General features: G+C 71.9%; 17 protein-coding genes. 6 read left to right on the top strand and 11 right to left on the bottom strand.

Features of this window, described 5'->3' with window-relative positions:
- Nucleotides 1–332: 332 nt before the first annotated feature.
- The 4 genes from ACFW6B_RS19510 to ACFW6B_RS19525 all read right to left on the bottom strand — a co-directional run bounded on the left by ACFW6B_RS19510 (nucleotide 333) and on the right by ACFW6B_RS19525 (nucleotide 2,960).
- A complete protein-coding gene (locus ACFW6B_RS19510) occupies nucleotides 333–572 on the bottom strand; it encodes a chaplin family protein (RefSeq protein ID WP_386597658.1) in 240 nt (79 codons plus the stop codon).
- Between the two features lie 196 nt (nucleotides 573–768).
- The gene (locus ACFW6B_RS19515) at nucleotides 769–1,014 is read right to left on the bottom strand and encodes a chaplin family protein (RefSeq protein WP_386597660.1); all 246 of its coding nucleotides are present in this window, start codon (nucleotides 1,012–1,014) and stop codon (nucleotides 769–771) included.
- 145 nt (nucleotides 1,015–1,159) lie between these two features.
- Entirely contained in the window at nucleotides 1,160–1,801 is a 642-nt protein-coding gene (locus tag ACFW6B_RS19520) for a response regulator (RefSeq protein ID WP_386597662.1), read from the bottom strand.
- Nucleotides 1,794–2,960 (bottom strand): GAF domain-containing sensor histidine kinase, encoded by a 1,167-nt coding sequence (locus ACFW6B_RS19525; RefSeq protein WP_386597664.1) that lies wholly within the window; start codon nucleotides 2,958–2,960, stop codon nucleotides 1,794–1,796. Before ACFW6B_RS19525 ends, ACFW6B_RS19520 begins: the two co-directional genes overlap by 8 nt.
- Before the next feature lie 184 nt (nucleotides 2,961–3,144).
- Here ACFW6B_RS19525 and ACFW6B_RS19530 point away from each other — a divergent pair, with 184 nt between their 5' ends.
- From ACFW6B_RS19530 to ACFW6B_RS19540, 3 genes are all read left to right on the top strand, one after another.
- Nucleotides 3,145–3,840: an SDR family NAD(P)-dependent oxidoreductase gene (locus tag ACFW6B_RS19530; RefSeq protein WP_386597666.1), complete on the top strand. Its 696-nt coding sequence runs from the start codon at nucleotides 3,145–3,147 to the stop codon at nucleotides 3,838–3,840.
- An 8-nt stretch (nucleotides 3,841–3,848) separates the two neighbouring features.
- Nucleotides 3,849–4,943 (top strand): S-adenosylmethionine:tRNA ribosyltransferase-isomerase, encoded by a 1,095-nt coding sequence (locus tag ACFW6B_RS19535; protein WP_386597815.1) that lies wholly within the window; start codon nucleotides 3,849–3,851, stop codon nucleotides 4,941–4,943.
- Nucleotides 4,944–5,266: 323 nt separating this feature from the next.
- Nucleotides 5,267–6,079, top strand: a complete 813-nt coding sequence (locus tag ACFW6B_RS19540) for a transglycosylase SLT domain-containing protein (RefSeq protein WP_386597668.1) — start codon at nucleotides 5,267–5,269, stop codon at nucleotides 6,077–6,079.
- Between the two features lie 81 nt (nucleotides 6,080–6,160).
- Here ACFW6B_RS19540 and ACFW6B_RS19545 read toward each other — a convergent pair whose 3' ends face one another.
- The gene (locus tag ACFW6B_RS19545; protein ID WP_386597670.1) at nucleotides 6,161–8,620 is read right to left on the bottom strand and encodes an FHA domain-containing protein; all 2,460 of its coding nucleotides are present in this window, start codon (nucleotides 8,618–8,620) and stop codon (nucleotides 6,161–6,163) included.
- 239 nt (nucleotides 8,621–8,859) lie between these two features.
- On the opposite strand from ACFW6B_RS19545, the gene ACFW6B_RS19550 reads away from it, so the two are divergent.
- A complete protein-coding gene (locus tag ACFW6B_RS19550; RefSeq protein ID WP_386597674.1) occupies nucleotides 8,860–10,668 on the top strand; it encodes a streptophobe family protein in 1,809 nt (602 codons plus the stop codon).
- Between the two features lie 554 nt (nucleotides 10,669–11,222).
- Nucleotides 11,223–12,440, top strand: coding sequence for a phosphoserine phosphatase SerB (gene serB, locus ACFW6B_RS19555; protein ID WP_386597676.1), 1,218 nt, complete (start codon nucleotides 11,223–11,225; stop codon nucleotides 12,438–12,440).
- A 25-nt stretch (nucleotides 12,441–12,465) separates the two neighbouring features.
- Here the strand turns inward: serB and ACFW6B_RS19560 are convergent, their stop codons facing one another.
- The 3 genes from ACFW6B_RS19560 to ACFW6B_RS19570 all read right to left on the bottom strand — a co-directional run bounded on the left by ACFW6B_RS19560 (nucleotide 12,466) and on the right by ACFW6B_RS19570 (nucleotide 15,610).
- Nucleotides 12,466–12,984, bottom strand: a complete 519-nt coding sequence (locus tag ACFW6B_RS19560) for a SixA phosphatase family protein (protein ID WP_386597678.1) — start codon at nucleotides 12,982–12,984, stop codon at nucleotides 12,466–12,468.
- A 164-nt stretch (nucleotides 12,985–13,148) separates the two neighbouring features.
- Entirely contained in the window at nucleotides 13,149–13,364 is a 216-nt protein-coding gene (locus ACFW6B_RS19565; RefSeq protein ID WP_386597680.1) for a hypothetical protein, read from the bottom strand.
- Nucleotides 13,365–13,768: 404 nt separating this feature from the next.
- Nucleotides 13,769–15,610, bottom strand: coding sequence for an SGM_5486 family transporter-associated protein (locus ACFW6B_RS19570; RefSeq protein WP_386597682.1), 1,842 nt, complete (start codon nucleotides 15,608–15,610; stop codon nucleotides 13,769–13,771).
- Between the two features lie 112 nt (nucleotides 15,611–15,722).
- Here ACFW6B_RS19570 and ACFW6B_RS19575 point away from each other — a divergent pair, with 112 nt between their 5' ends.
- Nucleotides 15,723–16,409 carry a FadR/GntR family transcriptional regulator gene (locus ACFW6B_RS19575; RefSeq protein WP_386597683.1) on the top strand — a complete coding sequence of 229 codons (687 nt, stop codon included), beginning with the start codon at nucleotides 15,723–15,725 and terminating at the stop codon, nucleotides 16,407–16,409.
- A gap of 46 nt (nucleotides 16,410–16,455) precedes the next feature.
- Here the strand turns inward: ACFW6B_RS19575 and ACFW6B_RS19580 are convergent, their stop codons facing one another.
- From ACFW6B_RS19580 to fabG, 3 genes are all read right to left on the bottom strand, one after another.
- Nucleotides 16,456–16,842: a hypothetical protein gene (locus tag ACFW6B_RS19580; RefSeq protein WP_386597684.1), complete on the bottom strand. Its 387-nt coding sequence runs from the start codon at nucleotides 16,840–16,842 to the stop codon at nucleotides 16,456–16,458.
- 158 nt (nucleotides 16,843–17,000) lie between these two features.
- The gene (gene fabI, locus ACFW6B_RS19585; protein ID WP_386597686.1) at nucleotides 17,001–17,768 is read right to left on the bottom strand and encodes an enoyl-ACP reductase FabI; all 768 of its coding nucleotides are present in this window, start codon (nucleotides 17,766–17,768) and stop codon (nucleotides 17,001–17,003) included.
- Between the two features lie 5 nt (nucleotides 17,769–17,773).
- Nucleotides 17,774–18,493, bottom strand: a complete 720-nt coding sequence (fabG, locus tag ACFW6B_RS19590; protein ID WP_386597688.1) for a 3-oxoacyl-[acyl-carrier-protein] reductase — start codon at nucleotides 18,491–18,493, stop codon at nucleotides 17,774–17,776.
- Between the last annotated feature and the right edge of the window lie 137 nt (nucleotides 18,494–18,630).

Genomic DNA, 18,630 nt, shown 5'->3' on the forward strand with positions numbered 1-18,630 from the left:
TGCCGGTACATCCGCCCGTCGCCGTTGGACGGAGAGGTGACCGTCGGTGGCGACGGGCATCTGATGTACCGGCACGGCCCCTCCCGCCGGATCCCGGCCGCGGGGGTGCGGTGGCTTGGGCCCAGTCCCTCACCGGCGTGGCTTTCAGCCCCTCCGGCGATTGAGGAGCCGGGTCCGGGGCGGAGCCTCCGTACGGGACGGGTAGGGGCGGAGGGGGCGAGAGACCGCTTGGGGCCGGTCTCGGGGGATTCGTGGTGCACGCGTCGGGCCGGGGCACGCGGAAGGGCCCCGCGAAACGTTTCGTTCGCGGGGCCCTTCCGGACGGGGGCGACTCAGTCGTTGACGCCAGCGTTGCCGAACGCCGGGTTCAGGGCGCCGATGACGTTCACGCTGTCGCCGACCACGTTCACCGGGACGTGGACGGGGACCTGGGCGACGTTGCCCGAGACGGCACCCGGCGACTTCGCGGCAGCGCCTTCGGCACCCGCGTCGGCGACAGCAGCACCAGCGCAGGCCCCCGTGGCGATACCGGCGATGGTGGCGGCCAGGGCGGCCTTCTTGGCGATGTTCATGGGAAGCGTTCCTCCTGCGTTCACGGATCCGACCCTGCCGCGGGTCGTACGCTGAGAACGCCGGGGAGCCGGGGACGGCACGGGAGGCCGTGGCGAATACCCCGTCCGGTTCAGTCCACTGATGAGCCGACAAGCCGACCGGCCCCCCAGGGGCTCCCTGGAAGGCCGGTGGTCACGGTCACCACGACGGGGAACCTCAGCGGTTGACGCCGAGGTTGCCGAACGCCGGGTTCAGGGCGCCGATGACGTTCACGCTGTCGCCGACCACGTTCACCGGGACGTCGACCGGGACCTGGACGAGGTTGCCGGAGACGACGCCCGGGGAGCCCACGGCCTTGCCGGCCGCCGACGCGCCGTCCGCCGCCGAGGCCATGCCCGCGCCAGCGGCGACCAGACCGCCGGCCACCATCGCGACAGCCGTGAACTTCTTCAGCTTCTTCACTTGCGAAACCCCTCCTCGCGAACACCGGGGCAGGCTGCCGCGGCGCACTGGAGAACGGCCGGGCCCCACGGAGGATGCGCCATTCGGGTGACATACACACGACGGTATGAATCTCATCCCGGAGCGGAGTCCTCCGAGTTGACGGTCAGTCCGTGATTCCGTGCCTCACGGCCCACAGCGCGGCCTGGGTGCGGTCGGCGAGGTCCAGTTTCATCAGGATGTTCGAGACGTGGGTCTTGACCGTCTTCTCGGAGAGGACGAGGGCGCGGGCGATCTCCCGGTTGGAGCGGCCGTCCGCGATCAGGCCGAGCACCTCCCGCTCCCGGTCGGTGAGCGAAACGCCCCTGCCCTGGCCCGGTCCGGTCTCCTCCTGGGACAACAGGGCGCTCGCGACCTCGGGTTGCAGGACGACGTGTCCCGCGTGGACCGAGCGGATGGCCCCGGCCAGCGCGTCGGGGTCGACGTCCTTGTACACGTACCCGGCGGCGCCCGCGCGCAGGGCCGGCACCACCGTGCGCTGCTCGGTGAAGCTGGTGACGATCAGTACGCGGGTGGGGTTGGCGAGTTCGCGGAGCTTTCGCAGCGCGTCGATGCCGTCCATTCCCGGCATCTTGACGTCCATGAGGACGACGTCCGGCCTCAGTTCCTCGGCGCGGGTGACGCCTTCGGATCCGTCGGACGCCTCGCCGACGACCTCGATGTCGTCCTGCACTTCGAGGAAGGTGCGCAGTCCCCGGCGGACGACCTGGTGGTCGTCGACGAGCAGCACCTTGATTGCGTCAGCCACCAGGGACCTCCATCTCGATCACGGTGCCCTTCCCGGGCGCCGATTCCACGGTGAGTGTGCCGCCGACCCCGCTCGCCCGGTCCCTCATCGACACCAGGCCGAGATGGCGGCCGGCACTGCGTGTCGCGGCCGGGTCGAAGCCGCCGCCGTCGTCGCGGACGTGCAGGACGGCGCCGGGGCCGCGCCGGTCCAGGGTGACGTCGACGCGGGCGGCGCCGGAGTGCCGCAGCGCGTTGTGAAGGGCCTCCTGGGAGACCCTCAGCACGGCCTCCTCCTGGGCGGCGGGCAGTGCCCGCACACCATGGCTGGAGAAGGTCACGCGCGCGGAGTGCGCGCGGTCGAGGACCTGGATCTGGGTGCGCAGGGTGGCGACGAGACCGTCCTCGTCGAGGGCGGCGGGGCGCAACTCGACTACGGCGGCGCGCAGTTCTTCGGTGGCCTCCGCGGCGAGCGCGGCCACGTGCTGGAGTTCGCCCTTGGCGCGGGAGGGGTCTCGGTCGACGAGGGCTGCGGCGGCCTGCGCGGTCAGGCGCAGCGAGAACAGCTTCTGGCTGACGGCGTCGTGCAGTTCGTGCGCGAGCCGGGAGCGTTCCTCGGCGATGGTGAGCTCGCGGCTGCGTTCGTAGAGCCGGGCGTTGGTCAGGGCGATCGCCGCGTGCTGGGCGAGGATGCCGAGGAGTTCCTCGTCGTCCTCGGTGAAGCCGCAGCGGCCGTCCGGCCCGGCGCAGGGCGGTCCGCCCTCGGGCCGCAGCTTGTTCGCGAGGAAGAGGGCGCCGATGATCTCGTCCCCGTCGCGGATGGGCAGCCCCAGGAAGTCGGACATGTCGGGGTGGGCCGCGGGCCAGCCCTCGAAGCGGGGGTCCTCGCGCACGTCGGCCAGGCGTTCGGGGCGGGCCGCGCGCAGCATCGCGGCGAGGATGCCGTGCTGGCGCGGCAGCGGCCCGATGGCCCTCCACTGCGCGTCGCTGACCCCGTCGACGACGAACTGGGCGAAGCCGCCGTGGTCGTCGGGCACGCCCAGCGCCGCGTACTGCGCGTCGAGCAGTTCGCGGGCCGAAGCGACGATCGTCTTGAGGACGTCGCGCACTTCGAGGTGCCTGCTCATGGCCAGCAGCGCGGAGCTCACCGCGTACAGGCCCGACCGGGGTCCGTGACTCATGCCCCCAAAAGTACCGGCGGGGTGTGACACCGCGTATCGGACCGCGGCCCCGCCCACCGGGCCGTTGGCCCTAGGCCGAAAGGCCCCTGATCGTTGCGGCTCGCGTACGAGGCGTCGGGAAGGGGCGCGTTCCTACCGTGAGGGCACCCGCCGGGAAGGCGGTTCGAGCGAGGGGACGGATGTCATGCCGGTAGCGATCATCACGGGGGCCTCGAAGGGACTGGGGAGGGCGCTCGGCGAGGCTCTGGCCGGGCGGGGCTGGGATCTGGTTCTCGACGCCAGGACGGCCGGAGCGCTGGCGGGGACCGCGGAGGCGCTGTCCGCGTACGGGACGCGGGTGGAGGCCCTGCCCGGGGACGTCGCGGACGCCGGGCACCGCGCCGAGCTGGTGGCCGCGGCCCGGGGGCTGGGCGGTGTCGACCTGCTCGTGAACAACGCGAGCGCGCTGGGCGCGGAGCCGCTGGTGCGCCTGGAGGGGCTGGACCTCGCGGGGCTGCGGCGGGCCCTGGAGGTCAACGTGGTCGCCGCGCTCGGCCTGGTCCAGGAGGCGCTGCCGCTGCTGAGGGCCGCCGGGGCGGGCGCGGTCGTGGCCGTCAGCTCGGACGCCGCGGTGCAGGCGTACGGGACGTGGGGCGGCTACGGGGCCTCGAAGGCGGCGCTGGACCGTCTCTCGGCGGTGCTCGGCGAGGAGGAGCCCGGTCTGCGGGTGTGGGCGGTGGACCCCGGGGACATGGGGACGGACCTGTACGCGGCGGCCGTACCGGACGACGACGATCCGCGGCCTGCGCCGGACCACGTGGTCCCGGCCTTCCTGCGGCTGCTGGACGAGCGGCCGGCCAGCGGGCGCTACGCGGCCTCGGACCTGCTGGAGGAGCGGTGACGACGGCGATGGGGGTCTCTCCGGCCGGGCGCGGCCGGGCGCGGGGAAGCGTTCCGGAGGAGTTGTCGGCGCGGGTTCCCGCGGAGCAGCGCGGTTCCGGCCGCGACCGGGATTCCGTACGGCTGCTGGTGTCGCGCGGCACCGAGGTGTCGCATCACGCGTTCGTGGAGCTGCCCCGGTTGCTGAAGGCCGGGGACCTGCTGATCGTCAACACCTCGGCCACGCTGGCGGCGGCCGTGGACGGACGGATCGGGCACGCGCGCGTGGTGGTGCACTTCTCCACGCGCGGCGACGACGGGCGGTGGGCGGTCGAGCTGCGGGATCCCGACGGGCGTGGCACCACGCGCGCGCGTGCGGGCGGCCCCGCGGGGACAGCGGTGTCCCTGCCCGGGGACGTACGTCTCGTCCTGGAGGAGCCGCTGAGCCCGCGGGGGCGGCGGCTGTGGTGGGGGCGGGTACCGGACACGGACGTACCGGGGCTGCTGCGGCGGTACGGGCGGCCCATCCGCTACTCCTACACGGACCGGGACCAGCCGTTGTCCGTGTACCAGACGGTCTTCGCGCTGCCGTCGGACGACGGGGCGGGGAGCGCGGAGATGCCGAGCGCGGCACGCCCCTTCACCTCGCGTCTGGTGGCGGAGCTGGTGAGCCGGGGTGTGCAGTTCGCGCCGGTCGCCCTGCACACGGGGGTCGCCTCGGCGGAGTCGCACGAGCCGCCGTATCCGGAGCGGTACGAGGTTCCGGCGGTGTCGGCCCGGCTGGTCAACGCCGCGCGGGCCGGCGGAGGCCGGATCATCGCGGTCGGTACGACGGCGGTGCGGGCCGTGGAGTCCGCGACCGGGGAGGACGGGCTGGTCCGGGCGGCGAAGGGGTGGACCGGTCTCGTGGTGACTCCGGAGCGCGGTGTGCGGGCCGTGGACGGGCTGCTGACCGGGCTGCACGAGCCGGAGGCCTCGCACCTGCTGATGCTGGAGGCGGTCGCGGGAGCGGCGGTGGTCGACCGTGCCTACGACGAGGCGCTGCGCGGGCGCTACCTCTGGCACGAGTTCGGGGACGTGCACCTCACCCTTCCCTCCCTCCCCCCGGAGCGAGCCTCACTCTGAGCATTGCTCTCGCAACTCCACGTCAGAACGATCGAGGGACCTTGTGAGCCCGCACATAGGGTCCAGGTCACGTACGAAGGAGCATAGGAGATAAAAGGGACAAGATGACCAGGGGAGACGTGCCACTCTGCCCTGATTTGCCCCATCTGGGTCCACTACCCGGCTTCGTAGGTCACAGCTTTGCCAGGGCATTTTGCGACCGCTAAGAATTGCTCTCGTCGCTCAGCGCCTCGGGTTCTCCCCGGCAGCGCCTGATCCGGAAACGCAGTGTCCCCCACCGGACCACGAGCGACCTCCGCGCTATTCGAAGAGGTCCATCAGTAATGCCCAAGAACATCGCCGCCCGTGGTCATAGTCCGAAGCCGACCAAGCTCCACAAGCTTTCGATCGCCGGTGTGGCCGCGCTCGGTGCCGCCGCCCTCGCGTTCTCCCTGGTTCCGGACAGCGGCCGCACCACCACGGACGACGCCGCCTCCACGGCGCCGGTCGCCTACAGCGGGCAGCAGATCAAGGGCGTCGAGTCCGGCGTGGCCGGCACGAGCGGCGCCGAGCTGAAGGCTCGGAGCATCGAGGCCGGGCACAAGGCGGCGGCCGACACCGCGGCCGCCGCGAAGAAGGAGGCCGCCTCCCAGGCGGCGGCCGCCAAGAAGAAGGCCGCGGCCCAGGCCGCCGCGAAGAAGAAGGCCGCCGCCCAGAAGAAGGCTGCCGCCCAGGCCGCCGCCAAGAAGAAGGCCGCCGAGTCGCGCGCCGAGTCCGCCACCGCGAGCCGCTCCACGCACCGCATCCAGATGGAGACGGTCGCCGCGAAGACGTACCCCAACAACCTCGACGGCTGGATCCGCGAGTCCCTCGACATCATGAAGAAGAAGGGCATCCCCGGCAGCTACCAGGGACTGCACAAGAACATCATGCGTGAGTCCTCGGGCAACCCGATGGCCATCAACGACTGGGACATCAACGCCATCAACGGCATCCCGTCGAAGGGGCTTCTCCAGGTCATCCCGCCGACCTTCAAGGCGTACCACGTGGAAGGCACCTCGTGGAACATCTACGACCCGGTCGCCAACATCACCGCCGCCTGCAACTACGCGGCCGACAAGTACGGCTCCATGGACAACGTCAACAGCGCGTACTGAGGACTCGGCGCGGAGTCCCCACACAGACGCCGAAGGGCGGCACCCCGGTCAGGGTGCCGCCCTCGCGCCGTTCCCGGACGTCTACTTGCGCATGACCTCGGGCTCGTGGCGGCGCAGGAAGCGGGACACGAAGAAGCCGCAGACGACACCGAGGACGATCAGCGCGATCATGTCCAGGGTCCAGGCTCCGGCCGTGTGGTCCCACAGCGGGTCCGTGCTCGTCGGGTCGTCCTGGTTCGGGAAGATGTTGTTCAGGTCCAGCGTGGCCCCGGAAGCGGCCACCGCCCAGCGGGCCGGCATCAGGTACGAGAACTGGTTGACGCCCACCGTGCCGTTCAGGATGAACAGACAGCCGGTGAAGACCACCTGGACGATCGCGAACATGACCAGGAGCGGCATCGTCTTCTCGGCCGTCTTCACCAGGGAGGAGATGATCAGGCCGAACATCATCGACACGAAGCCCAGGACCATGATCGGCAGCGTGAGTTCGAGCTTGGGCAGGCTCTTGAAGATCAGGCCCTCCGACGGGACCTCACGGCTGCCGAAGCCGATGGCACCGACCAGCGCGCCCTGCAGCATCGTGATCACACCGAGGACGATCACCTTGGACATCAGGTACGCCGAACGCGACAGACCCGTCGCGCGCTCCCGCTCGTAGATCACCCGTTCCTTGATCAGCTCGCGGACCGAGTTGGCGGCGCCCGCGAAGCACGCGCCGACCGCGAGGATCAGCAGCACGGTCGTGGCGGTGCCGTTCGGGACGGGCACCCCGCTCTTCGGGTTCACCGGGTTGACCAGCAGCGTCTTGTCCGGATCGATGAGCAGGCTCACCGCGCCGAGCACCGCCGGCAGGATCACCGTCAGCGCGAGGAAGCCCTTGTCGGACGCGATGACCGACGCGTACCGCCGGATGAGGGTGACGAGCTGGGAACCCCAGCCCTGCGGCTTCGGCGGCTTCATCGCCTGCGCGGGCGGGATCTGCGTCGACTGCGGAGCCACCGCGTCGATGTCCGCCGCGTACATCTGGTAGTGCTGCGAGCCCTTCCAGCGGCCCGCCCAGTCGTAGTCGCGGTAGTTCTCGAACGCGGAGAACACGTCGGCCCAGGTCTCGTAGCCGAAGAAGTTCAGCGCCTCCTCCGGGGGACCGAAGTAGGCGACGGCGCCGCCGGGCGCCATCACGAGGAGCTTGTCGCAGATCGCGAGCTCCGCCACCGAGTGCGTGACGACGAGGACCGTACGGCCGTCGTCGGCGAGGCCGCGCAGGAGCTGCATGACGTCGCGGTCCATGCCCGGGTCGAGACCGGAGGTCGGCTCGTCCAGGAAGATCAGCGACGGCTTGGTGAGCAGCTCCAGGGCCACCGAGACACGCTTGCGCTGGCCACCGGAGAGCGAGGTGACCTTCTTCTCCTTGTGGATGTCCAGCTTCAGCTCGCGCAGCACCTCGTCTATGCGCGCCTCGCGCTCCTCGCCCGTGGTATCGGCGGGGAAGCGCAGCTTGGCCGCGTACTTGAGGGCCTTCTTGACGGTCAGCTCCTTGTGCAGGATGTCGTCCTGCGGGACCAGACCGATGCGCTGGCGCAGCTCGGCGAACTGCTTGTACAGGTTCCGGTTGTCGTAGAGGACATCGCCCTGGTTGGCGGGACGGTAGCCCGTGAGCGCCTTCAGGAGCGTCGACTTGCCGGAACCCGACGGGCCGATGACCGCCACGAGCGACTTCTCGGGCACACCGAAGGAGACGTCCTTGAGGATCTGCTTGCCGCCGTCGACGGTGACCGTCAGGTGGCGGGCCGAGAAGGAGACCTCACCGGTGTCGACGAACTCCTCGAGCCGGTCGCCGACCAGCCGGAACGTCGAGTGGCCGACGCCGACGATGTCGTTCGGGCCGAGCAGCGCGGAGCCGCCCTTGGTGATCGGCATACCGTTGACGTACGTGCCGTTGTGCGAGCCGAGGTCACGGATCTCGAAGCGGCCGTCCGGCGTCGCGTGGAACTCGGCGTGGTGGCGCGAGACCTGGAGGTCGGAGACCACCAGTTCGTTCTCCAGCGCACGGCCGATGCGCATCACACGGCCCAGCGAGAACTGGTAGAAGGTCGTCGGGCTGCGGTCGCCGTAGACCGGCGACGCCCCCGCGCCGACGCCGGATCCCTGCTGCTGCGGAATGCCCCCCTGCGCGTTCTGCGGGGGCTGCGACGCCTGCGGCGTCGGCTTCTGGGACCAGCCGGGGCCGGCGCCCTGCGCCACCGGGGCCGCCGCACCGGCCACGCTCAGACGCGGACCGTCGGTCGCGTTGCCCAGGTGCACGGCCGAACCCGGACCGATCTCCAGCTGGTGGATCCGCTGCCCCTGCACGAACGTGCCGTTGGTGCTCCCGTGGTCGTCGATGACCCAACTACGGCCGTTCCAGCTGATCGTGGCGTGGCGCCAGGAGACCCTGGCGTCCTCGAGCACGATGTCCCCCTGCGGATCGCGTCCGAGGGTGTGAGGCCTGGACGCGTCGAGCGTCCAGGTCCGTCCATTCAATTCCAGTACGAGTTCCGGCACTCCAGCCCCACTGAGTTGTCCCCCGAGTTACCCCCGTCACAGGGAGTCTAGGGATGTCGAACATCGTGGGGAACTATTTCAGTTCAGGCCCCCTGACCGAAAGTCGGGCCTTGCGAACGTTGGTGACGGGCGGGTTGTCCACATCCGTTGACGGGGTTGAAAACGGCCCGGAGAGTGGTAATCCCACACGAGGGGGACATACGCGGGATCACCGCGGCGCTGATCGGGGGGGTCTGGCGATGGGCATCGGGACCACGCACCACGGCGGAAGCACCAGGGGCGTGCCCTGGGTGGACGTGCTGCTGTCGGCGGTCGTCTCCGTGAGCTGGGCGCTGATCGGCATGGCGGGCACCGCCGCGCTCGGTCTGCACCTGCTCGGGGCCGACGCCGCGGCCGCGCTCGGCCCGATGACCGCCGCGATGGTGGCCCTCGGGGCGGGCGGCTCGGTGACACCGTCCGGCGACGTCTCCGCCTTCGGTCTGAAGGGGGCCCAGGCGCACACCGCCGTCCAGATCACCCCACTGGGTGTCGGGCTGGTCGGCGCCCTGCTGCTGTCGTGGCTCTTCCTGCGCTCCTTGCGCGGGGCGGGAGTTGTCGTCTCACCGGCCGAACTCCTCGCGCGGGCGGGCTCGGTGGTCGCCCTGTTCGTGGCGACCCTGGGCGGGCTCGCCTGGGCCGGGCACGACGTCATCACGATCGACGGCGGTGAGCTCGGGCTCGACAAGGCCACGGGCGGTGGCGGGCTCGGTTCCATCACGGACGACCTCCCGGGCGGTCTCGGCGACCTCGGCGGTCTGCTGCCCGGCAGGATCGGCGACCTCGTGAAGGCGAAGGCGGCCGTGGGGTTCTCCGTCGACACCGTCCCCACCCTGCTCGGCGGCGCCGTGTGGGCCGCCGCGGTCCTGCTGATCGCGCTGCTGGCCTCCCGGCGTACGCCGCTGCCGCGCGGCTGGGACGCCGTGCACCGCGCGGTGCGGCCGGCCGTCTCCTCCCTCGTCACCGTCCTGCTGGTCGCCGTCCTCGCCGGGCTCGCGGCGGCCGCGTACGCGGCGGTCGGCGACGACCACCCGAAGCGGGTCATGGGAGCCGCGCTGCTCGGCGCGCCCAACGGCGTGTGGCTCGGCATCCCCCTCGGGCTCTTCGTCCCCTGGGACGGCAGGGCCTCGGGCGAGCTCGCCAAACTGCTGCCCGACCCCCTCGACGAGTTGCTGACCGCCGACGCGAGCCGGGCCGTCACCCTCGGGCGCCTCGCCGAACTCGACGGGCGCATATGGCTGTTGGGGCTCGCCGCCGCCCTGATGATGCTGTACGCCGGTGTCCTGACTGCTGCGCGTACGCCATTCGTACGGGCCGGGGGTGCGACGGTGGGGGGAGCACCGGGGGGGCCTGACGTACGGGGCGACAGTGCGCTTCGGTTCGCCGGGCGCTGCGCGCTTCGGCTGGGGGCCGTGACGGCGCTGGCGCTGCCCCTGCTCGCGTGGCTGACGGAGGTGTCGGTGGACGCCTCCCTGTCCGTGTTCGGGTTCGACGCGTTCGGGGCGGGGATCGAGTTGCGCGGGCGCTTGGGGGTGGCGTTGGTGCTGGGGGCGTTGTGGGGGGCGGGGGCCGGGGGGACGGGGGCGTTGTTGGCTTGGGTGAGCGGGGCTGCGGGGCGGAGGGCCGTCGGGGTTGCCGGGGCTGCTGTCGGAGTTACCGGGGCTGCTGGGGTTGCCGGGGTCTCCGGGAGTGCCGGGAGTGCCGGGGGCGGGTGGGGGGCCGAGGGGGGCCGGGAGGCTGGGCCTTATCGGCCTCGGGGGTCGTACCGGGCGCCCAACCCTGACACCAATCCGTACCTGAAGGTGCCGGACGAGTTGCGGGAGCCGGAGGATCGGGGGGCGGCTCCGGAGGCGTCGGGTGATGTGTACGGGGCGCCGACCATGGTGGGGCCGATCGGACCGTCGTCGAAGCGGCGGCGGCCGGACGGGCCGCCGCCGCTGCCTCCTCCGCCGCCGCCTGCTCCGCCCTCGTCGGACGGGGGGCCGCCGCCTCCGCGTCGGCCACGACGTTGAGGTCTCGCGGCCGTGTGCGGGATCGCTGCGCCGGCCGTCGCGGGTTCGCTCCGGTGGGTGGGTCGGGGCCGTGCCGGTACATCCGCCCGCATCCGAACGGATCCCAGCGGGGTTCGGATGCGCGGGTGGGTGCTGATCCGTCCGGCCTGCGGGCATCTGATGTACCGGCACGTCCCCTCACGCCGGATCCCGGCTGCGGGTGCGGGTGGTGGCCGTTCCGGTGCCTGCCGCCGGGTCCCGGCTGTGGGCGCGTGGTGGTTTGGGTGCAGCCCCTCGCGGGCGTGACTTTTCAGCTCCGGCCGGGGAAAGTTTCAGCCCCTCCGGCGTTTGAGGAGCGGGGGTGCGGGGGCGGAACCCCAGGTCGAGTCGGGTCGGGTCGGGTCGGGCAGGGGCGGAGGGGGCGAAAGAAGGTTGTGGGGCCGCGGGGGCGAGGGGTCGGGGGTGGGTGGGGGTTCGTCACTCGGGGGTCTTCGGGGTGTCACCCAGTGTTCCGTGTCCGCCAGGCGGACCGGGCGGGCGGGAGGCACGGGGTGCCGGATACGGTGGGAAATACCATGAGCGCTTCACATACCCCTGATGTGCCCACTCTTCTTGTCAAGATCTTCGGCAAGGACCGGCCGGGCATCACCGCCGGACTCTTCGACACCCTCGCCGCCTACTCCGTCGACGTGGTCGACATCGAGCAGGTCGTCACCCGGGGCCGGATCGTGCTGTGCGCACTCGTGACCGAGCCGTCCGCGGGCCTCGAAGGCGACCTCCGGTCGACCGTCCACAGCTGGGCCGAGTCGATGAAGATGCAGGCGGAGATCATCTCCGGCCTCGGCGACAACCGCCCTCGCGGCCTGGGACGTTCGCTGGTCACCGTCCTCGGACATCCGCTCACCGCGGAGTCGACGGCCGCCATCGCCGCGCGGATCACGAAGACCGGCGGCAACATCGACCGTATCTTCCGGCTGGCCAAGTACCCCGTCACCGCGGTCGAGTTCGCGGTGTCCGGTACGGAGCCCGAGGAACTGCGCACCGCCCTGGTGACCGAGGCCTCGGCACTCGGTGTCGACATCGCGGTCGTGGCCGCGGGCCTGCACCGGCGGGCCCAGCGTCTCGTCGTGATGGACGTGGACTCCACGCTCATCCAGGACGAGGTGATCGAGCTCTTCGCCGCGCACGCCGGGTGCGAGGCCGAGGTCGCCGAGGTCACGGCCGCCGCGATGCGCGGTGAGCTGGACTTCGAGCAGTCCCTGCACGCGCGGGTGGCGCTCCTCGAAGGGCTGGACGCCTCCGTGGTGGACAAGGTGCGCGAGGAGGTGCGGCTGACGCCGGGCGCGCGGACCCTGATCCGTACGCTGAAGCGGCTCGGCTTCCAAGTCGGCGTCGTCTCCGGCGGGTTCACCCAGGTCACCGACGACCTGAAGGAACGGCTCGGACTCGACTTCGCCCAGGCCAACACGCTGGAGATCGTCGACGGGAAGCTGACCGGCCGGGTCACCGGCGAGATCGTGGACCGGGCGGGCAAGGCGCGGCTGCTGCGCCGGTTCGCCTCCGAGGCCGGGGTTCCGCTGGCCCAGACCGTGGCGATCGGCGACGGCGCCAACGACCTCGACATGCTCAACGCCGCCGGTCTCGGGGTCGCCTTCAACGCGAAGCCGGTCGTACGGCAGGCCGCGCACACCGCGGTGAACTTCCCGTTCCTCGACACGGTCCTCTATCTGCTGGGCGTCACCCGTGAAGAGGTCGAGGCCGCCGACATGCACGAGGACGAGAGCGCCGGCTGAGCGACGGTCCCGACGACGGGCGGGTTCACTCCGTCGGAGCCCAGTAGTCGGTCAGGGCGGCCGAGCCGGGTTCGAGGGACTTCCAGGGGCCGTCGAAGGAGAGGACCGCGAACGCGGCGGTGTGGAAGCCGTGGGCGTTCATCCGGGCGCGGGTGTCGCCCTCCGCCCGGCCCGCCAGGATCTCGGCGAGGCCGTGCATGCCCGGGTTGTGGCCGATCAGGACCGCGTTCCGGGTGTCGTCCGCGGTTTCGTTGAGCACGGCGATCAGCTCACCGGGCGAGGCTTCGTAGATCCGCTCCTCGTAGACCGTTCTCGGCCGGTGCGGGAGCTCATGGACGGCGTGCTTCCATGTCTCACGGGTCCGTACCGCGGTGGAGCACAGGGCCAGGTCCAGGGGGATGCCGCTGTCGGCCAGCTTGCGTCCGGCGATGGCGGCGTCCATGCGGCCCCGGTCGGCGAGCGGCCGCTCATGGTCGGACACCTGCGGCCAGTCGGCTTTCGCATGCCGGAAGAGGATGATCCTGCGGGGTTCTGCGACGCTCATGCGTCCCAGCTTCGCACGAAACATGCCATGGGGCGCAGGGAGTTGATGTGCTCCCCCTGGGAGGGTGACGCCCTGCCCCGTCAGGGGTGATGGCCGTCTCCGCCGAGGGAGCGGGGTGCGGTGGGAGGGGCTTCCGGGTGTGCGGCGGACCCGGCGTCCGCCGCTCAGGAGGCGTTGTGCATGACCGCTTGCTGGACGCGCTCGAACAGGTGGGTGATCGCCGGGTCGCCGGTCGCGGCGTGCGCGTCCACCGGGTTGAGGATCATGAGCAGCAGGGTGACGAAGGCGAGCGTGGGCAGGGCGAGGGCCCACCAGGGCAGCCGGATGTCGACGCGGCCCGGGGCCGCCGGGTGGGTCCGGGTGTGCGTAGGGGCCGGCATGCCGCCTCCGTGAGTCTTCGAGTGGTCCCTGGACCGCGGTTCGCGGTCATGGTTCGAAGCTACGGAATCCGCCGCCGTCGGCCCATCCGGCGGTCCACCCACTTGACCCTGACACTCACCCCCTAGGGGATGGGGGGTTATCCCCACCTCCGGCCCGGAAGCCGGCCGACGGCACGTTCCGAAGGGACGGGCCTACGGAGGTGTCGCGGCACTGGTGCGGTGTCGGCGCCGACGCCGTGCCGGTCAGTGCGGCGCCGGCGGGCCCGGGGGTCCGCCGGTCACGGGGTCCGCCGGTCACGGGGACCCGCCGGTCTCACGGGGACCCGCCGGTCTCACGGGGACCCGCCGGTCTCACGGGGACCCGCCGGTCTCACGGGGACCCGCCGGTCACGGGGACCCGCCGGTCACGGGGAGGCGATGGACGCGATGACGCCGATGATCACCGTGATGGCCAGCATCGCGCCGAGCACGAGCAGCAGCTTCTTCTGGCCGTTCTGGGGGTTCGGGTCGAGCACAGGCATGCGGCCAGTCTCGCACCCTTCGTCCGGTGTGCCGCCGCCGGGGCCCTTCTCCGCGCGCCGGGGTCGTCCGGTCTCCGCGCGCCGGGGTCGTCCGGCGGCCTCGTCCTCCACCGTGCGGTCGCGGCCCGCCAGGATTCCGGCACCGATCTGCGGGATCATCAGCCCGGCCATCAGCGCCAGCGGCAGGCCCCAGCCGCCGCTGTGCTGGTAGAGCACGCCCACGAGCAGCGGGCCCGGGATCGAGATCAGGTAGCCGGTGCTCTGGGCGAACGCCGACAGTTCGGCGACACCGGTGCCGGTCCGGGCGCGCATGCCGACCATGGTCAGGGCCAGCGGGAAGGCACAGTTGGAGATGCCGAGCAGCAGGGCCCAGGCCCAGGCGCCCGCCGCCGGGGCCAGATAGAGGCCCGCGTACCCGGCGAGTCCGCAGAGGCCGAGGACGACCACGATGGGCCCCTGCCGGGGCAGGCGGGTGGCGAGGCGCGGGATGACGAAGGCCAGCGGCACGCCCATCACCATCGTGACGGCGAGGAGCAGTCCCGCGGTGCCCGCGGTGACGCCCGCGTCGCGGAAGATCTGGGCCATCCAGCCCATCGTGATGTACGCGGCGGTGGCCTGGAGGCCGAAGAAGACGGCCAGGGCCCAGGCGGTACGACTGCGGGTGACGCGCAGCCCGCCGCTCGCGGGACCTATGGGCGCGGGGTGGCTGACACGCGGTCCGGCGACCCCGTGCCGGGTGACGCGCGGTCCGTCCGGCGCAGGGCCGGTGACGACGGCGGCAGCGGGCCCGGAAACGCCGAAGCGGGCTGCGGTGGTGCCAGTAGTTCCGGTGGTGCCAGTAGTTCCGGTAGTGCCGGTAGTGCCGGTGGTGGACCCTGCGGCTGCGGCGGGTACGCCGCCACCAGTGCGTGCCGCGGGCACGGCGACCGACTCCGCGGCACCGGCGCGGGCCGCGGTCGCGGGGGCGGGGTCGGCGGCAGTGGGCGAGCGGTCGCCGGGGCCGGCCCCGGTCGCGGCGCCCGCCCCTGGAGCACCGGTCCCGGCGGCCGGTTCGTGGTCGCCCGTGCCGGGGCCGGTGCCCCGCGCCCGTGCCAGCAGGAGCCACGGCAGGACGGCCGCCGCCGCGAGGCCCGCCCACACCACCAGGCCGATGTGCCAGTCGCCTCCGAGGGCGTCGGTCAGGGGGACGGTCACCGCCGCGGCGGCCGACGTGCCGAGGGCGAGGGCCATCGAGTACAGGCCCGTCATGGAGCCGACCCTGTCGGGGAACCAGCGCTTGACGATCACCGGCATCAGGACGTTGCCGACGGCGATGCCCATGAGCGCGAGCGCGCTGGCGGCCAGGAAGCCGGCCGTCCCCCCGGCGTACGGACGCACGGCCAGTCCCGTGGCCACGGCGGCCATGCCCGCGCAGACGACGACGGCGGGCCCGAAACGGCGGGCGAGGCGCGGTGCCGTCACGCCGAAGACGGCGAAGCACAGGGGCGGTACGGAGGTGAGCAGTCCGGCGACGCTGCCGCTCATACCGAGACCGCCGCGCACCTCTTCGAGGAGGGCGCCGAGGCTGGTGATGGCCGGGCGCAGGTTGAGGGCGGCGAGGACGATGCCGGCGACCACGAGCCGTGTCGTCCACGCGCGCGGGAGGGGTGCCACCGGTGCCGTGCTCCCGGCGGGACGGCGTATCGCGGGGCGCCGCGTCGGCGTGCGGGTTTCCTCGGGGACCATGAGGCCCATCATAGAATCATGGGATGATTGGGTGTCCAATCCCGCTGCGTTAATCTCCGGAGCCTCCGGCCCCGCGCGAACGATCACACCCGGGCCCGTACGAAGGACCGTCATGCCGCTGAGCCATCCACGCCGTTCGGCCCTGTCCGAGCAGGTCATCGCCGAGCTGCGGAACCAGATCACCTCGGGCGAGTGGCCGGTGGGCTCCCGCATCCCCACCGAGCCGGAGCTCGTCGACCAGCTCGGCGTCGCCCGCAACACCGTGCGCGAGGCGGTCCGGGCGCTCGCGCACAACGGGCTGCTGGACATCCGGCAGGGTTCGGGCACCTACGTCGTGGCGACCAGCGAGCTGGCGGGCGTGATGCACCGCCGGTTCGCGGACGCCGACCCGCGGCACATCGCCGAACTGCGGTCCACGCTGGAGTCGAGCGCGGCGAGACTGGCCGCCGAGCGGCGCACCGAGCGCGATCTCAAGCAGCTGGAAGCGCTCCTCGTACGCCGTGAGGAGGCCTGGGAGTCGGGTGACGCGGAGGCGTTCGTGGCCGCCGACGCGACCTTCCACCTGGCGGTGGTGGCGGCGTCCCGCAACGACGTCATGACGGCGATGTACGCGGATCTGGGCGAGGTGCTGCGCGACTGGCTGCGGGTGGACGTCGGCAAGGAGCTGACGCCGGAGACGTACATGGACCACGCCCTGCTCGTCGACGCGATCAGGGCGGGCGACGCGGAGGCGGCGGCCGCCGAGGCCGCGAGCTATCCCTTCCAGTGCCGGCCCGGCCCGCAGGACGGCCGGGAGTAGGCGCGGGTGCCGGACCCGGGCCGCGTGTGCCCGGGTCCGGCGGACCTCACTCCTCGTGCGTGATCCAGACCGCGCGGATCTCCTTCCAGCAGCGGCCGGCCAGCCGGACCGTCATCGCCGGTCCGACCTCGGCCGGGGCGCTGTCGCTGTCGATGTCCCACCAGCGGGCGCACTCGACGTGCAGAGCGACGCGGTCGGTGCCCACATAGGGGTTGTGGCAGTACGCGACGGCACGGGAGCCGGTGACGGTGATCCGGCACTCGGCGCCGAACGGCTGGGGTACGGCGGGCCGCCGCGCCCCCACGTCCACGGCGGCCTGCCGGGACCCTTCGCCCGCACCCTCCGCGCGCGGGAGGGACATCGCGTCGTACGGGACGGCCAGGACCAGGGCGACAGCGGCGGACACCGGAGCAAAGCGGCGGGACAGGCGCACAAGGGGACCTCCTCGGCCGTACGGCTGCGGGGCGGGCGGTGCGTCCTCCCAGCGTGCCGGTCCCGGGGTCCCGACCGCCCGGCCGAATGGGCCGAACGGGGGACGCCCCGCTCCCCGCGCGCTGCGGGGAACGGGGCGTCGAGGCCGCGTGCGGGCGCTTACGCGCCGACGGCGTGCAGACCGCCGTCCACGTGGATGATCTCGCCCGTGGTCTTCGGGAACCAGTCGCTCAGGAGGGCGACGACACCCTTGCCGGCCGGCTCCGGGTCCTTCAGGTCCCACTCCAGCGGGGAACGGCTGTCCCAGACGGCGGCCAGCTCGCCGAAGCCCGGGATGGACTTGGCGGCCATGGAGCCGATGGGGCCGGCGGAGATGAGGTTGCAGCGGATGTTCTGCTTGCCCAGGTCACGCGCCATGTAGCGGCTGGTGGCCTCCAGGGCGGCCTTGGCCGGGCCCATCCAGTCGTACTGCGGCCAGGCGTACTGGGCGTCGAAGGTGAGGCCGACGACCGAGCCGCCGTTCTGCATCAGCGGCAGGCAGGCCATGGTCAGCGACTTCAGGGAGTACGCCGAGACGTGCATGGCCGTGGCGACCGACTCGAACGGCGTGTTGAGGAAGTTGCCGCCGAGGGCGTCCTGCGGCGCGAAGCCGATGGAGTGCACGACGCCGTCGAGTCCGCCGAGCTCCTCGCCGACGATGTCGGCCAGACGCCCGAGGTGCTCCTCGTTGGTGACGTCGAGCTCGATGACCTTGGTGGGCTTGGGGAGCTTCTTGGCGATGCGCTCGGTCAGCGTGGGCCGCGGGAACGCGGTCAGGATGATCTCGGCGCCCTGCTCCTGGGCCAGCTTGGCGGTGTGGAACGCGATGGAGGACTCCATCAGCACACCGGTGATCAGGACGCGCTTGCCCTCGAGAATTCCGCTCATGGTGATCAGTGACCCATTCCCAGTCCGCCGTCAACGGGGATGACGGCTCCAGTGATGTACGAGGCGTCGTCCGAGGCGAGGAACCGCACCGTCGCGGCGATCTCCTCCGGCTGCGCGTAACGGCCGAGCGGCACCTGCGACACGATTCCGGCGCGCTGCTCGTCGGTGAGCACCTTGGTCATGTCGGTGTCGACGAAGCCGGGCGCGACGACGTTGAAGGTGATGTTGCGCGAGCCGAGCTCACGGGCGAGCGAGCGTGCGAAGCCTACAAGGGCGGCCTTGGAGGCGGCGTAGTTCGCCTGCCCCGCCGAGCCGAGCAGTCCGACGACCGAGGAGACCAGCACGACGCGGCCCTTCTTGGCGCGCAGCATGCCGCGGTTGGCACGCTTGACCACGCGGAAGGTACCGGTGAGGTTGGTGTCGACGACCGAGGTGAAGTCCTCCTCGGACATGCGCATCAGCAACTGGTCCTTGGTGACGCCGGCGTTGGCGATCAGGACCTCGACCGGGCCGTGCTCGGCCTCGATCTCCTTGTAGGCCTGCTCCACCTGCTCGCTGTCGGTGATGTCGCACTTGACCGCCAGGCACCCCAGTTCCATCAGGGCGGCCGGCGGCTCACCGGACCGGTACGTGATGGCGACCTTGTCGCCTGCGTCGGCGAATGCGCGGGCGATGGCGAGGCCGATGCCCCGGTTGCCTCCGGTGACGAGAACCGAGCGGCTCAACGGATCACCCTTTCGTTAGCGGACTGAAACCCCTGCAGCACAGGCGCCTTCCCTCGAAAACCTATCGGTCCGTCCGGCCTCCCAGGGAATCGGGCACCGACAGTGGCTTCGGGTGACTGCTGTCGGATCCCTACAGA

Source organism: Streptomyces sp. NPDC058751, from assembly GCF_042746485.1.
In the GTDB taxonomy this organism is placed as follows: Bacteria; Actinomycetota; Actinomycetes; order Streptomycetales; family Streptomycetaceae; genus Streptomyces.